A 15,076-nucleotide genomic window follows, 5' to 3' on the forward strand; every position below is an offset into this window, starting at 1 on the left:
CCCTCCTGCTGTTCGCCCTCCTGCTGTTCGCCCTCCTGCTGTTCGCCCTCCTGCTGTTCGCCTTCGTTTTCCTTGGGCGTCTCACCCGTTTCGGGCTCGTCGGAGAGTTCTTCCGTCTTTTCGCGGATCTGCTCCTGCTGTTCGGCCAGGTCTTCAGCGCGGCGGGCGGCCTCCTCGAGGTCCTGCTGCACACGGAGTTGTTTAAAGAGATCGAGGGTTCGTTCGAGACGCTCCTGATACTGCTCTTCGTTAAACTCGAATTCCTGCAAGGCCTCTTGCATCTGCTGGAGATCGAGTTCCTGCATGGCTTCCTGGAGCTGGCTGAGGGCTTCCATCAACTCGGGCGAGTTGATTTCTTCGATCACCTTCTGCATTTCCTGGTACATTTCCAGGGTACGTTCCGAGGCCAGGTCGTTTTCCTCCATGCGTTCGATCATCTCGTCGAACGCCTGGTTGAGTTCGTCGGCGCGTTGTTCGATGGCGGATTGTTTCTCTCGGACCTGTTCGAGTTGGCGCTGATCTTCCCAATCGCTCTCCTGCTTATTGCGTAGTTCGTCGCGGAGTTCTTCGAACTGCTCGCGGATCTGGCGCGCCTCGTCCAGGATTTCCTCCATCTCCTCTTCGGCGGCGTCCTCCGTGGCGTCGAGTTGTTCGTATTGTTCGGCTATCGAGGGGAGGCGGAGCAGGTGGGTAGCGCTGCGGGCGTCTTTGAAGCCGGCGAAGGCGTCGTTATCCCACACCTGTACAAAAAACTCGATGACATCACCCGGCACGGGGTCCAGCGGCGTGTCGCGGCGGAGGTCCCAGGCGTGGAGCACTTCCTGATCGAGTTCAAACGGGGCCAGCGTGGTGAGGGGGATGGTGCTGAAGGCGGCATCAGGCGTGCCGAAGCGGGACTCGGCGAGACGGTAGTTGAGCGCGAGCCGGCTGAATCCGAAGTCGTCCGTCAGCCGGATGCGCAGCGCCGTCGCCAGGGCGTCGTTGAGTTCGGACACCGGCTCGGGCTCGACGACAAGCACCTGAGGCCGAGCATCCTGGACGACGCGGACGGTATATTCGATCGGGTCGCTGTTGGCGATGCCGCGTTCATCGACGAAGAGAAGGTGATATGTGCCTTCCTGGCGCACGATAAACGATCCTTCCGCCGTGGCTCGGCTCAGGGTGAGGGTGTCGCGCCGGCCCTCATCATGGACGATGAAGCCGGCGGCGGCATCCGGGCCGCTCAGGTCGATCGCCAGCTGAACGGAGGTGCCGGCGAGGGCCTGGATATCGCCGACGTTCGGATCCAGCCGCTGGGGTGGAATACGTGCGTAACGGGGAAAATTCAGCGCCACGCGTAACGACCGGATGAGCGGCCGCTCGGCGATTTCAGCGGTGAACCAGGGGGTGGCGTATGCGCCGGCGCGGACGCGGTAACGAAAGGAGTGACGAACGTTGAGGAGATGGTGCACAAAACGATGGGCGGAGTCCGCCCGCATGTCCTCCGTGGTGATCAGTTCTTCCTCCAGATGCTGCATCTCGAGTGTCGCCGTAGCCGGCGTCGCGGACCCCGAGGCCAGGGTGCGAATCGTCAGGGAATCTCCCCGAATTAATGCGATGTCGCCAGGTTCGACGCTGAGTTGAAATGGGGAGGGGCGATTGAAGTGTGTACTCGGGGCGAGAAGCCGATGAGAAGCGCCCAGAAACGCTCCGGGAGCCGCGAGGAGGAATATGAGGACGCCAACTAGCGGGATGAGCGCGAGGCGCGAGGCGTGCCGGACCCGATCGAACGAGACCACGTTCTCAAACGGCACCGGATCGATGGTGCGGCCGAGCGAGGCGACGGCATGATCGATGATCCCCGGCGAAGACGGACTCGTCCTGCCTTCGATCAATTGAAGCATCGTGGTGAATCGATCCGAGATCTCCGGGAAACGCTGCCCGATTTGCCGGGCGAGTTGTGCTTCGGAGGGGCCGCTCAACCAGCCGCCCATGCGGAGCAGGGGGCGGACGACCACCCAGTAGGCGAGCGCAAGCGCCGAGAGGAGGACCGACCAGAATAGAAAGGTGCGAAAGGCAGAATCCAGCCACAGACTGGCCTCGACGGCCGTGGCGAGGAGCCAGATGGCCGCTATACTGCCCAGGAAGAAAACTCCGCCCCATGCACACTCGGCGAGTTGCTGCCGGCGACCGACGGCTTGCAGGCGCTGGCGAAGCGAAGAAATAAAAGCCTGGGTCTTTTCGCTCATGGGCGGGAGTTATCGAGACAGGGGTACAAAAACGCGGGGGTATATGCTCTACCGCAGCGACCGTCTTCGGGTTTCAGGAGGGGTCGCGCCTCGGAGGTGCGTTGGTTTATCTAACGCCGAAAACAAACGCCGTTCCTGAGGCGGTTACGGGAGGTTGTGTTACGTGGAACTTTGCCTATATTCCACTTCTCACCAGAGGCGCGTTGTGACCTGTTAAGCGGAGATTACCTCATGAACGAAATCATTGCCGTCATTCTCGGAGGAGGCGCGGGCAGCCGGCTGCACCCTCTTACGTACCGGAGATCCAAACCAGCCGTGCCCCTCGCCGGCCGTTTTCGTCTCATCGACATCCCCATCTCGAACTGCATCAACTCCGACATCAACCGGATTTTTGTGTTGACGCAGTTCAACTCGGCCAGTTTGCACAGCCACATCCAGAACGCCTACCGGTTCGACCGATTCGATCGCGGCTTTGTCACGATCCAGGCGGCCGAGCAGACGCCGGCGTCGAGTTCGTGGTTTCAGGGCACCGCGGACGCGGTGCGACGCATCCAGATGCACACACGCGTGTCGCGGCACTCGCACGTACTCATCCTGTCGGGCGACCAGCTCTACACGATGAACTACCAGGAGATGTTCAAGCATCACGTGGATCTGAAGGCCGACATCACGATCGCCACGATCCCCGTGCACGCCAACGATGCGTCGGGGTTTGGCATCCTGAAAACCGACGACACGCATACGATCACCGAGTTCTACGAGAAGCCCCAGCCATACGATCTTGCCGGCAAGGAGAGCCCTGTCGACGACGAAATGCGTGCCCAGCAGCGTATCTACCTCGCGTCGATGGGTATCTACATTTTTAACAAGGACGTATTGCGGGACCTTTTGGCGGAAGACAAAAGCTGGCACGACTTCGGGAAGGAGGTCATCCCGGCCGCCATCGAGAAGAAGAAGGTCGTCAGCTTTCCCTTTACCGGGTATTGGAGCGATATCGGGACGATCCGGTCCTTCTACGACGCCAACATTATGTTGACGACGCCGAAGCCCGAGTTTAACGTCTACGACCCGAACGCACCGCTTTACACCGAGGTGCGCACGCTGCCCCACGCCAAGATCACTAATGCCGTCATTCGAAATTCCATTATTGCAGAAGCCAGTGTGGTGGTCGACAGCGATATTTCGGACTCGGTGATCGGCATTCGCTCATTCATCGGGAGGGGCACGACGATCCGCCGATCGGTGATCATGGGTGCGGATTACTTCCACTGGCACGATTCTAGTGAACGCGAGCATCTCGAAGGCCCGGATCGGCCGGGCATCGGCGAGGAATCGTTTATCGAAGGCGCGATCGTCGATAAAAACGTCAGCATCGGCAATCGATGCGTGATCGCCAACAAGGCCGGCATCCAGGAAGGCGGCGACGATAAGACATTCTACATCCGGGATGGCATTGTCGTAATCCCTAAAAATGTGCGGATCGAAGACGGGACCGTGATTTAGTCTCCAGTCGGCCGATATTGAAAATAAACCGAACTCGCGGGGAGATCCGAAACGATGTAGGCCGTGGGGAATACCACAGGCTCGGATTACCGCATCACCCAGCACACACATCTCGGATTCGTATGTACACGAAACGTACCCATAGCCCCATGGTCGGGGCGCTGATAGTAGCGACGTTTATGCTGGCTTCGTGCCGGACGTACGGTGGTCATGGAACGGAGCAGGCTACGTATGACGAGGTGGCCCAGGTTGTCGCGACATTTGAGGCGGAGCTTGCCAGCGCTCGGAACGAGTTGCCGGCCCTGCAACAGGCTGCCGGGTCGAATGCCGCCATCCAGCCGTTTATCGGCCAGTTCGAGGCGATGATGGCGACTCACGCCGCCATGGTGGACGATCACAAGGAGCGTCTGGCCCATCTGGACGTCCGGACTGGCCCTATGGGTCGTCTTTCTCGTTCGTATCGCGACCTCAATCAGGCCCTCGGCGCGCTGGTGTCCGAGCGGCAGGAGGTAAAGATCGGCTACGAGGCCATTGCGATTGATGTACGTAGCGCTATGTTTGGCCAGGCCTTCCAGATCGAAACGCCGGCGGAGATCGGCCGCTATCAGATCGTGCCGCCATATTACGAGAAGCTCCGGTATGCGCTCGAGCGCGCCCGGTTGGACCTGGAACCGACGCTTGCGGGGTGATCGTTTCCTTTCGAGCTCGCTCCCCTTCTCTCAAATCTCCATGAATTACCATGTCAAGGCCGCCATATGGGGTATGGTGATCGGTGGGTTGTTTCCTCTCGCATTTCTGGCGCAGGCGCAGATTGCGCCCGTTAAAGACAATACAGTAAAGCCCGATAGCATGCGGCATTACGATCTCGAGGAGATCGTGGTCAGCACCCCTGGCTCGCTGCCTCAAGAAACGTATACCGTGCAGCGGATAGCCCTACGCGAGTTAGAACGGCAGAACGCCGTCGTCGTATCCGATTTCGTGCGCAGCATCCCGGCGGCATTTATCCAGACGAACTCGCGGGGCGAGTCGCTGATTTACCTGCGTAATGCCGGCGAGCGCCAGGTGGCGCTTTTTTTTAACGGCGCATCGATGAATGTGCCCTGGGATAATCGGCTGCATCTGGATATGATTCCGGCGGCTATGGTCGGGGGCATTACTATCGCCAAAGGGGTCCCGTCGATTCTCTATGGCACGAACGTGCTCGGCGGGGCGATCAACATGACCTCGCGCCGACTTGACGGCGAGGGCGACGAGACCCATGTCAACGCCCAGTACGGGAGTCTGGAAGATATCCGGATCGGAGTCGGCCATCTGTACCACAAGGGTCCCCTGCATGTGGGCGTGTCCGCCGGCTACACATCGCGGAGCGGCATTCCGCTGGCCGATCGATCGAGTGTCCCCTTCAGCCAGCCGGATGAGCGGCTGCGTACCAATACGGACCGCGAGCTGATCAATCTCTTTGGTCATGCGGACTACCGGTTCAAGAACGGCATACAGACCGGCCTCTCGCTCATGCACATCGAAGGTCAGTTCGGCGTGGCGCCCGAGAGCCACCTCGATCCAACCTCTGCGACCGTACGTTTCTGGCGTTATCCGGTATGGAATAATACGATGGCGATCGTGAATTCGACCGTGCCGATAGGCGTCGCGACCGTCCTCAAGGGCGCCTTCTGGGCGGGACAATTCGGGCAGACGATCGATCAGTTCGACTCGGTCGATTACCGACAAGTGGAGGCGCAGCAGGCGGATGTGGACCAAACGGCCGGGATGAGACTGTCGATGCTGCGGAGTTTCGGCGCTCACCAGTTGACGCTGGCGGCCAATGGCCTCACCTCTACGCACGAGGAAATCACCTCTGAACGTGACGAAACGGGGCGTTTTGTCTCCGAGAATGGGACCCAGCTGTATCGGCAACACGTTTTCAGCGCCGGCGCCGAATGGTCGTTTCGGCTTGCCGATCCGCTGATGCTGATTGCCGGCGGGAGCGTGGACGGCATCGCGACACCGCTCACGGGCGACAAGCCGGGCCGCGATCCTCTGGTGGATTACGCGATGAATGCCGGCCTCTCCTACACCTTGACTCCCTCGTGGGTGCTGCGTGCATCGGCCGGCCGGAAGGTGCGTTTCCCGACGATGCGCGAGCTCTTTGGCGAGTCACTGAACCGGTTTCTGCTCAACCCGAACTTGCGTCCGGAGTCGTCGATTGTCAGCGAGCTGGGCCTGGCAACGCAGCAGGGGGCGTTTCATGGGGAGTTTGCGGCCTTTTATTACCGTGTCCACGACACCATCGATCAACAGACGGTGGACGTAGACGGCCGGCGACTGCGGCAGCGCATCAATCTAGACGGGAGCCGTGTTGGTGGGGTAGAGGTGGCTGCCCGGTATGCGTTGAACACGTTTTGGACGATCGAGGGGCACTCCGCTCTCCTGCGCACTCGCGGCATTCAAGACGGGGAAACGACCCGGCTGACCGAAAAACCGGATGTGCTGTCAGCCCTTTCTCTAGAGTACGATACGGAGCGGGGCATCGCGTTTATGATGCAGGGCGAATACACGGGCCGGGCGTACGGTCGGAATGAAGACAACACCCTCGAGGCCTTGCCGCGGGTGCTGGCCATCGATGCTCGTGCGAGTTACGGCTTTGTCCTCCCCGGCGTCACCGGCAGGCGCGGCGAGGTGTTCATCCGGGGCGACAACCTTACCGATGCAAGCGTCCTGCCCCAACTCGGTCTTCCGGCGCCAGGTCGAACCGTTTCGGCCGGCGTGTCGCTTACGCTCTGACGGCGGGCGGCGTCCCTTACTGCGTCATGCTCTCGATGTACTGGAAGGCGTCCTGCTGATTCGAGGCGATCAGCAACTCCAGATCTTTCGCCTCCATCCCACAGGCCTGCGCCAGAACGGCCACCTCCGGAATATAGGTGAAGGCAAAATCCGGCTTGATGAGGTCCGTGGTTTCACCGGCGCGAACCAGACCCTCTCGGTACGCGCACAGCTGCTCGGACACGCCCACGCTCACCTTCAGGCTGAGCGCCAGATTGCGGAGGGCGACGTCTTCGATGTGCCCGGGGTTCAGGTAGGACTCGATCAATTCGCTAATCGGAGACGGAAGCCGCCAGTGCGTCGCTGCGATGGCGCCCAACCGGGCGTGGTCGATCCCCAGATACTTCCGCTCCATCTCCGCCGGCGGCGCAAATCCCTGTGTGTTCGATCGCCAGAGTTCGACATAGACATCCGGGTTATTGTAGAGCAACATCAGGCGGCCCACGCTGTGCAACAGGCCCGTCGTGTAGGCCGTCGCGGTGTATTGCACCTGGATCCGGCTCGCGATGAGACGCATATAGAAGCCCGTGCCCACGCTCGCCCGGATCATGTTCTCCAGCACGGCCGACTGGGCTTTCGAGGTGATGCTTTTCCGGATGCCGATGTAGCCCGAGGTCAGCACGATATTGCTCACCTCGAGAAATCCGATCATCACGATTGCCTTGCTGATGTCGTCGAAATGGCGTTGCAGGCCATAATAGGCAGAATTAATGCGCCGCAGGACAGAGGACACCACGACCGGGTCCATCTTAACGATTTCGATCAGGCGCTCGGTACTGGGCGCCTCGCTCTTGTTGGAGAGCAGGGCCGAGATCGCGGAGACCGTGCGGGACAAGGGCGGGAAGCGGAGCTCGAGGTCGTAAAGCAACTGCTCCCGCTGGTCGGCATCGTGAGGTCCAGCGTGTATCATGGGCGGGAATGGGGATACGGATGATTGGGCCGTTGGCAGGTAGGCGGATCCCGACATCTGTCTTGGAGGCCCACCCTGCTCGAATTCCAGGTATCGGTGCAAGATGGGGCGGGTTAAATGCCATTCCCGAAACAGGCGTATCCGTCTGCCGGCGCGGGTCACACCGCAATCACTGGACGATAGCTGTGCGCCACGGCCGGCGCGGCGAACATCGGCTTTGTTTGTCGCCAGACCGATTTGAAGTACGCGCTCTGGCGATAGGCATCGAGGGCTTCGACGCTTTCCCAGAGCGAATAGGTCGTGCGCACAGCCGGCGCCTCGACATCCTCGAGTAATTCAAGGCGCATACACCCTGGAAACTGGCGAATGGTGTCGCACGAAGCGGCAAACAACTCCTGAAACGCTTCCAGCGCATCAGGGCGAAGGGACAATCGAACCAGGCGAACGATCACGGAGGGCAGGGATTGGTTGAGGTAACTGGGCCACCAGAAACCGCCCGGCGTGCAGGCAGGATCCCATCAGCCACCCGGCGTCGCGCCCAGAATGCGTTGTCCGATAGCGCATTCGAGGCACCGTGCGTGCCGGCAATAGCCGCGGTAGAGCGCATGCATTCCCTGCGTGGCGAGGGCGTGTTTCGGCGTCCCCAGGGCTTCGAAGAGGGCCGTCACCCGATCGCGCTCGGGCTTGCATCGTCGAAGCAAGGCCATGCCGGCTTCCTCGAGCACGGGGTCGTCCTGCTGTTCTGCCACCAGCAGCACGGCCGGCGCGAGGGCATTGACGACGAGGCTCTCCAACCGAGGCCGGCCGATGCGCGCCGAACGCTCCCCTCGGCTCCGTTTGCCGAATCTGAAATGGGTGGTCCAGTAGGCAGACGGCGTAGACTCGAATAGCTCGGTCAGTGCCTCCATCGCCTGCGCGGACCGTGCGGCCGTCGTCAGGCGTCCAATGGGATCATGGTAGAGCCATCCATTCGGCGCCGTGAGCGCCGCGGCCTGGGCGATGCGCAGTGTGGGGAAGTTGGCGGGTCGCAACCGGAAAAACTGCCACCGGGAGCGCGCCATTGGCGCGAGATGCAGCCGGGCGTTGATCCGCTCGAAACGCTGTTCGAGGTCGACGATGGCGTCCGACGACGGGCGGTCGGACCGCGCCAGTTCGTCGGCGGCGACGGGGAGAAAGCCGGCCACGCCCAGATGTAACGCTTCCGCATCGAGGGGGGTGTCGAGCGAACGCAGGAGCGGTAGAGGCAGCCGTGAGGCCAGTTCCTCCATCGCTTCGCCGTTGGGTTCGGCGCCGAGGGCATGAAAGAGGCGGCGGTGCAGGAGCGCCTCGGTTTCAGGGCGGGTCAGGTAGGCGTTGGCGAGTTCGCTCTTGCGTTCGGTGAGGCGGTTTCGGCCCAGGCCGGCGATCCAGTCGATCGTCTCGTACGCATCGATCCGACCCCACATCGGCGCACACGGCAGCCCTCCACTTTCCAAACGGTGGAAGTCGTACAGTAGGCCCCGGAGGGAGGTCTGGAGGAGTGGAAATACTACGAGTTCAGGGAGTAGGATGCCGTCGGCCCGGCGTAGCCGGCCGGTAAACACATCCGGAAAAAGCGTGACGTGTAGGATTGTGCGATTGTAGGCCGGATCTTCCTGGTGGCCGTGCGCCTGCCAGTCGCCCGAGAATACGTGGATTTCGACGTCTCCCCGGTAGGCCTCCTCACCGAGATCGATCCGGGCATCCCTGAAATCCGGCCCGCCGTGCCCGTTGAGGAGGCCTGGGTGGAGCACCGACAGGCGCCGGCCGTCGCCGACAGCGCAGGCGCTTCTATCGAACCGTTGCTGCGCCCAGATGTCGTGCACGAGGCGTTCGGGGACACGGGCCGGCGTGCGCGGTTCATGCAAGTGCACTTCCAGGAGACGGTCGGCGTCGTGGTAGACGTAAAACGGAGTGTCGGGGCCGGTCGGATACGGGGCGTCGGCCTGGTGGGTTCGGGATTGACACATGGCGCACGAGGGCTGGGGGTGTATTCCTACTAGACAGGAAAGCCGGCCCCAGCATACCCTCGGCGTGCGGATTTTTTTAACGACCAGGGGTCAGGGGGATTGGATCTCGCGGAGGTGGTCGCGCAGGGCCGCGGCCTCGCGCGCGGCGGCGTCGGCGAAGTCGGGTCCCGACGAGGCGTAGAGGATCTGCCGGCTGCTGTTGATCAGGTTCAGCCCATACGCGTGTCCCGCGGCGTCGAGGATTTTGCGCGGGTCGCCGCCCTGGGTGCCGACGCCGGGGATCAAGAAGGGGAGTGTGGGGCAGGCGGACCGTATCGCGTGTACGGGCACGGCATTCGTGGCGCCCACGACGAGGCCGGCTTCACCGGGCAGGTCTTCGGCCCATTGCCGGGCGAGGAGCGCTGTGTGGAGGTAGATTTTTTTGCCCTCCGCCTCGAGCTCCTGGAGGTCGGCCCCGCCGGCATTCGAGGTGCGGGCGAGGATGATGGCCGCCTTTCCCGGGTAGGCGAGGAACGGCGCCACCGAGTCCCGCCCCATGTAGGGCGACACGGTGCAGGCGTCGAAGTCCATGGTTTCGAACACCGATCGGGCGTAAAATTGAGCGGAATTGCCGATGTCGCCCCGTTTGGCGTCGGCGATGGCTAGGGTGTCGGGAGGCAGGAGGGCACGGGTTTGCTGGAGGGCTTCCCAGCCGGCGGCGCCGTGGGCCTCGAAGAAGGCGAAGTTGATCTTGTAGGCGCAGGCATACGGGGCCGTCGCGGCGATGAGGGCGGCGTGGAAGGCCACGATGGCGTCGGCGGATGAGCGGCCGTCGCGTATGGAGGCCGGCAGACGGTCGATGTCGGGATCGAGCCCGATGCAGAGGAGGGAACGCTTGTTTTCCTGAATCTGGGTCAGTCTTTCCGAAAACGTCATGCGGTCGAAGCGTAGGTGGAGCCAGGATGAGGTGGGGCCGAATATACGGCGCAGGGCATCATCTTTGTCCTATCCCCGGGCGACATCGTCAGGAACCGGAGTCGAACTACCGGTGTAGTTCACGGGCCCGTGAGCCGGGTCACCCATTCGATACCCGCACATCCGACTGCATCTACAATTGTATGGCAACTCCCAGTTTAAGCTCCATGAAACATGTTTCGGCAAAAGACCGGAAGATGATTCAGGACATAGAGTCGATGATTGGCCCTGATCCTCGTGAGCTGGGCTTTGTAAAGAACCTGTTTGCCGGCCGGTTTCGTGAGGATCTCATTTTCCCGTACCCCCGTGAGAGCCGCGGCGAGCGCGAGAAGTGTGATCGCCTTCTGATCGAGCTGGAGGCGTACCTCAAAAACGAACACCCGGCTATCCTGATCGATCAGGAGGAGTACGTGCCCGACTGGTGCTTCGAGCGGCTCTTTGCCCTGGGAGTAATGGGGATGACGGTGCCGGAAGTATACGGCGGGCTCGGGCTTGGGGTCACGAGCTACAACCGCGTGCTGGAGTTGATCGGCAGCTACTGTGGCTCGACAGCCGTTATTGTTTCGGCGCATCAATCGATCGGTTGCAAGGCGATCATGTTGTTCGGGACGGAGGAGCAGAAGACCCGCTGGCTACCGCTCGTTTCGCGCACGTTCTTGTCGGCCTTCTGTTTGTCGGAGCCGGACGTAGGGTCGGACGCCGCCGGCCAGCGCACGCGGTGCGAGCTGAGCGCGGACGGGGAGTACTACATCTTGAGCGGAGAGAAGAAGTGGAGCACATCTGGCGCCCTGGCCGGCGTGTTCACCGTGATGGCGCAGCAGGAGTATGTGGAGCCGGCCACCGGTAAGAAGCGCGAGGGGGTTACGGCGCTCATCTGCACGCCGGACATGGCGGGGATCGACATCATCCAAAACAACCGGAGCAAGACGGGCATTCGCGGCACCTGGCAGGCGCGCATCCGCTTCCAGGACGTACGCGTTCCGCGCGAGAACCTGTTGCACCTGGAAGGCAAGGGCCTGAACGTGGCGTTGACATGCCTTAACTTCGGACGCTGCACGCTCAGCGCCGGCGTCATCGGGGCCGCTCGCCGCGCGATGAACCAGAGCGTGAAGTGGGCCCAGACGCGGTACCAGTTCGAGCGACCGCTGGCCGAGTTCGAACTCGTCCAGCAGAAAATCGCCCGGATGAGCGCGCTCACCTACACGATGGAGTCGCTGCTTTACATGATGACGGGCATGCTCGATCGGCAGGACCGCGACATCATGGTGGAAACGGCGATCACAAAGGTGTTTTCGTCCCACATGGGCTGGGAAGTGATCGACGACGCCATGCAGATCATGGGCGGCGAGGGGTACATGACGGAAAACGAACTGGATCGGATCTGGCGCGACAACCGCATTCACCGCATTGTCGAAGGTTCGAACGAGGTGATGCAATCCTTCATCTTCGCCTACGGCGGCAAGCAGATCGCCGAGCAGATGATGGGCATCCAGCAGGCGTTGGCCTGGGATAAGGAGGATTCCGTGATGGAGAACGTGGCCCGGATCCTGGGCAACAGCATGAAGGGGTACCTGATGCGCAAGGCGATTCCGCTGGGGGCCGAACTCTTCCTCGGCATCCGGTCCGCTCGGCCGGCGTTGCGTAGCGTGCATCCGTTGCTCGCCGCCTACGCGGATCGGCTCGCGACGATGACGCAGCGGCATGCCTACTATTTCAAAATGGCCAGCAAGTGGAATCGCGAGGAGATCGTCAAGCGCCAGGCCGTCCAGGCCCGGTTGGCGGACAACGCGATCTACCTGTTTGCCCTCTCCGCGGCGCTGTCGCGTATGGATAGCCAGATCCGGGGCGGAGACTACGGCCTCGGCTACGAACGCGACAAGGCGGCGCTGGCCCACGCGTTTGATCTCTTCGAGCAGACGTTCTACCGTAACATCGGCGAACTCCGCCACAACACGGACGTCAGCATGCGGAAGGCATCCGATGCGGCCCGCCGGTATAACGATAGCCTGCCCAACAGCGACTTCTACATCCCCGAGTCGTCCCCGACAGCCGCCGGCACGGGCAAGACGCCCCCGGTCGAACACGTCAAACAGTTCCCGGGAGGTACAGACGCCACAGGTGGTGACGGAGCCCTGGGCGAGGCGCCGGCGAAAGAGTTTAAGGTTTAAGGTTCGAGGTTTAAGGGAGGCACCTTATACCTTGAGAAACTGTTGGGAAATGCACTCAAAGATTAAAAGCCAGTCATTGTGCCTGCACTGAGCGAAGCCGAAGTGAGCCGATGGGGTGTTACATCCCACCGTGTCGAACAACCCTTCAGAACGACCGCTCTGCGAATATACAAGGGTGCGGTCGGCTGTGAGGTCCTTCGACACGGCCCGATTACCATCGGACCGGCTCAGGATGACCCCCTTCGAGTGACTCAGGCGAATTTCATCAGTTTCTGAACCTTAACCCTTGAACCCCCTCATCTCGTCGGATACCAGACGTACTTGCCGTCTCGGCCGAGGTACCCGATGTTGGTGATGATGTTATTCTCGTTATTCGGGTCGCGGAGCTCGATGGTGACCTGGGCGAGGCCTTTTTGGAAAGGCAGCGCTTCGTCGAAGTCGGGCTGGGCGATGACATTGCCAGACTTGTCGATGTATCCCCAGAACCCGTCGATCAGCACCGCGGCACGGCCTTCCGAGAAGGGGCGGGCATTTTCGAACTGGGGTTCGATAACCATCCGGCCGGACTTATCCGCGTAGCCCCACGTGTTGGTATTTTCGCGTGCGGCGACGAGGCCTTCGCTGAAATTGCCGGCTTCGATATACTTAGGCGGTATCTTCGCGCTGTTGCTCGGGTCGATGAAGCCCCAGCTGTCGCTGATCTTGATAGCCGCGAGGCCGTCCGAAAAGCTGCGGGCTTCGCTGTACTGGAAGTCGACTGCCATGTTGCCGTTTTCATCGATAAACCCGTACTGGTTGGTATTGAAGTCGATCACCAGGGCGCGGCCATCTTGAAAGTCGTTGCTGGCCGACTCGAATTCCGTCAGATCGGGGGTTTCGAGGGTGCGAATCACGTTGCCCCGAGTGTCGATGTATTCCCACTGAAACTCCGCGTCGCGCACGAAGGCGCGGCCGTTTTCAAAGCTGTACGCGGCCGTGTACTGGGGATTGATGGCGAAGGCGCCGGAGCGGTTCACGAAGCCCCAACGGCCATCTACCTGTACGGCGGCAAAGCCTTCCGTAAACGGACGCCCGTCCTGGAAGCGGGGTTCGATGACGTATTTGCCTTCCGGATCGATGTAGCCGACGTTGCCTTCGCGGATTCGCGCCAGCCCATCTTCGAATTCACGCGCGGCATCGAACGTGGGTTCGATGATGATCCGGCCGTTTTCGTTGATATACCCCCAGCTGCCGTCGATGCGGACCGGGAAAAGGTTGACGCCGTCGTTTTGTTCGGACTCGTCGTCGGAAGTGAGGCCGCCGATGAAGTCGCAGCCCGAAAGGGTGGCCGAGAAGGCTGCGAGGGCGAGGAGGGTACACAGGAAAGATTTCATACGATTCTGCTAAATAGTGCCGCGAGCCAGACGCTGCGATTAATTCATCGGGTACCAGACGTACTTGCCGGCCCGATCGATATAGCCAACACGCGGATCAACATTCACGTCGCCAAGCAGGACCCGCGCGAGGCCCCCCTTGAAGGGCTCCGCGGCGTCGAAATTCCGCTCCATGGCCACACGGCCTGTCGCCTTGCTGACATACGTCCAGTCGCTATTGATACGGACGGCCGCCATGCCCTCGGAGAATGGCTGAGCTTCGCTAAACTCGCCGAAGACGACGACTTCCCCTCGTTTGTTGATGAACTCGAAGCCGTCGTTGATCTCGACTACCGCCAGTCCTTCGGAAAACGCCTCGGCGCTGCCAAAACGGGGCGAGATGATCGGATTGCCGCGGGTATCGAGATATCCCCAGCCTTCACCGGTTTCGAACGGCGCGTAGCCATCGACGAAGTCGCCGAGCACCTGGACGGTCAGATCGGGGCTGATGGCCGTATCACCGTTTTTGCTGATATAGATCCAGCCGCTCAGGCCTTCCACGGCGGAGAGCCCATCCGAAAACGGCCGGGCATCGCTGTAGCTGGGGTCGATAACCATCTCCCCTGAACGATTGATGAATCCCCAGCGGGTGTCGGTACGGACGGCGGCGAGGCCTTCGGCGAACGGTTGCGAAAGCTCGTACGTGGGCGGGATGACCGTCGTGCCTTCCTTATTGATGAACCCGTAGAGATCATCAAGCGCGGTCCCGCGGACAAACGCGAGCCCTTCAGAGAAGCGGCCGGCAACCTGGTATTGCGGTTGCACCACCAAGGTGCCGTTGCGGTTGACGTACCCCCATACACTGCCCAACTGGACGGCGGCCATGTCCTCCGAAAAGTCGCGGGCGTTATCGTACGCCGGCAGGATGACGATCCGGCCGAGTCCGTTGATGTATCCCCACAACCCGTCGATACGGACCGGGTACAGTTCATTCGGATTGCCTTCGAGGGAAGCCTCGTCTGATTCTTCAAACAGATCGCACCCGCTGAAAGCGAGGCTGCCGAGGCAGAGGAACGTGGTGACGAGCACCGCGCTCGTCACCACGTTTTTCGTGATTCCTGATTTCATGATTACAGCTAGATGGAACGTAGGA

11 protein-coding genes are annotated in these 15,076 nt (G+C 61.2%); 4 read left to right on the top strand and 7 right to left on the bottom strand.

The window, feature by feature from the left end; all coding sequences use genetic code 11:
• On the bottom strand, positions 1 to 2,228 hold a 2,228-nt coding region (locus SH809_15795), incomplete at its 3' end, for a DUF4175 family protein (GenBank protein ID MDZ4701173.1).
• 231 nt (positions 2,229 to 2,459) lie between these two features.
• Between SH809_15795 and SH809_15800 the strand changes: the two genes are divergently transcribed.
• The 3 genes from SH809_15800 to SH809_15810 all read left to right on the top strand — a co-directional run bounded on the left by SH809_15800 (position 2,460) and on the right by SH809_15810 (position 6,512).
• Positions 2,460 to 3,731 carry a glucose-1-phosphate adenylyltransferase gene (locus tag SH809_15800; GenBank protein ID MDZ4701174.1) on the top strand — a complete coding sequence of 424 codons (1,272 nt, stop codon included), beginning with the start codon at positions 2,460 to 2,462 and terminating at the stop codon, positions 3,729 to 3,731.
• Positions 3,732 to 3,853: 122 nt separating this feature from the next.
• Positions 3,854 to 4,420 (top strand): hypothetical protein, encoded by a 567-nt coding sequence (locus tag SH809_15805; protein MDZ4701175.1) that lies wholly within the window; start codon positions 3,854 to 3,856, stop codon positions 4,418 to 4,420.
• Between the two features lie 40 nt (positions 4,421 to 4,460).
• The gene (locus tag SH809_15810; GenBank protein ID MDZ4701176.1) at positions 4,461 to 6,512 is read left to right on the top strand and encodes a TonB-dependent receptor; all 2,052 of its coding nucleotides are present in this window, start codon (positions 4,461 to 4,463) and stop codon (positions 6,510 to 6,512) included.
• Positions 6,513 to 6,528: 16 nt separating this feature from the next.
• Here the strand turns inward: SH809_15810 and SH809_15815 are convergent, their stop codons facing one another.
• From SH809_15815 to pyrF, 4 genes are all read right to left on the bottom strand, one after another.
• Positions 6,529 to 7,461, bottom strand: coding sequence for an HDOD domain-containing protein (locus SH809_15815; protein ID MDZ4701177.1), 933 nt, complete (start codon positions 7,459 to 7,461; stop codon positions 6,529 to 6,531).
• Between the two features lie 158 nt (positions 7,462 to 7,619).
• On the bottom strand, positions 7,620 to 7,913 hold the full coding sequence (locus SH809_15820) for a putative quinol monooxygenase (protein ID MDZ4701178.1): 294 nt from the start codon (positions 7,911 to 7,913) through the stop codon (positions 7,620 to 7,622).
• Between the two features lie 66 nt (positions 7,914 to 7,979).
• Positions 7,980 to 9,449, bottom strand: coding sequence for a DUF2851 family protein (locus tag SH809_15825; GenBank protein MDZ4701179.1), 1,470 nt, complete (start codon positions 9,447 to 9,449; stop codon positions 7,980 to 7,982).
• 90 nt (positions 9,450 to 9,539) lie between these two features.
• Positions 9,540 to 10,364: an orotidine-5'-phosphate decarboxylase gene (pyrF, locus tag SH809_15830; protein MDZ4701180.1), complete on the bottom strand. Its 825-nt coding sequence runs from the start codon at positions 10,362 to 10,364 to the stop codon at positions 9,540 to 9,542.
• Between the two features lie 206 nt (positions 10,365 to 10,570).
• On the opposite strand from pyrF, the gene SH809_15835 reads away from it, so the two are divergent.
• On the top strand, positions 10,571 to 12,571 hold the full coding sequence (locus SH809_15835) for an acyl-CoA dehydrogenase family protein (protein ID MDZ4701181.1): 2,001 nt from the start codon (positions 10,571 to 10,573) through the stop codon (positions 12,569 to 12,571).
• Positions 12,572 to 12,867: 296 nt separating this feature from the next.
• Here SH809_15835 and SH809_15840 read toward each other — a convergent pair whose 3' ends face one another.
• Positions 12,868 to 13,944: a WG repeat-containing protein gene (locus SH809_15840; protein ID MDZ4701182.1), complete on the bottom strand. Its 1,077-nt coding sequence runs from the start codon at positions 13,942 to 13,944 to the stop codon at positions 12,868 to 12,870.
• Between the two features lie 39 nt (positions 13,945 to 13,983).
• The gene (locus tag SH809_15845) at positions 13,984 to 15,051 is read right to left on the bottom strand and encodes a WG repeat-containing protein (GenBank protein MDZ4701183.1); all 1,068 of its coding nucleotides are present in this window, start codon (positions 15,049 to 15,051) and stop codon (positions 13,984 to 13,986) included.
• Positions 15,052 to 15,076: the final 25 nt, after the last annotated feature.

The organism is Rhodothermales bacterium, from assembly GCA_034439735.1.
In the GTDB taxonomy this organism is placed as follows: Bacteria; Bacteroidota; Rhodothermia; order Rhodothermales; family JAHQVL01; genus JAWKNW01.

Coding starts and splice junctions, on each gene's coding strand:
- SH809_15800 (MDZ4701174.1), top strand. CDS start 2,460: ATGAACGAAATCATTGCCGTCATTCTCGGAGGAGGCGCGGGCAGCCGG.
- SH809_15805 (MDZ4701175.1), top strand. CDS start 3,854: ATGTACACGAAACGTACCCATAGCCCCATGGTCGGGGCGCTGATAGTA.
- SH809_15810 (MDZ4701176.1), top strand. CDS start 4,461: ATGAATTACCATGTCAAGGCCGCCATATGGGGTATGGTGATCGGTGGG.
- SH809_15815 (MDZ4701177.1), bottom strand. CDS start 7,461: ATGATACACGCTGGACCTCACGATGCCGACCAGCGGGAGCAGTTGCTT.
- SH809_15825 (MDZ4701179.1), bottom strand. CDS start 9,449: ATGTGTCAATCCCGAACCCACCAGGCCGACGCCCCGTATCCGACCGGC.
- pyrF (MDZ4701180.1), bottom strand. CDS start 10,364: ATGACGTTTTCGGAAAGACTGACCCAGATTCAGGAAAACAAGCGTTCC.
- SH809_15835 (MDZ4701181.1), top strand. CDS start 10,571: ATGAAACATGTTTCGGCAAAAGACCGGAAGATGATTCAGGACATAGAG.
- SH809_15840 (MDZ4701182.1), bottom strand. CDS start 13,944: ATGAAATCTTTCCTGTGTACCCTCCTCGCCCTCGCAGCCTTCTCGGCC.
- SH809_15845 (MDZ4701183.1), bottom strand. CDS start 15,051: ATGAAATCAGGAATCACGAAAAACGTGGTGACGAGCGCGGTGCTCGTC.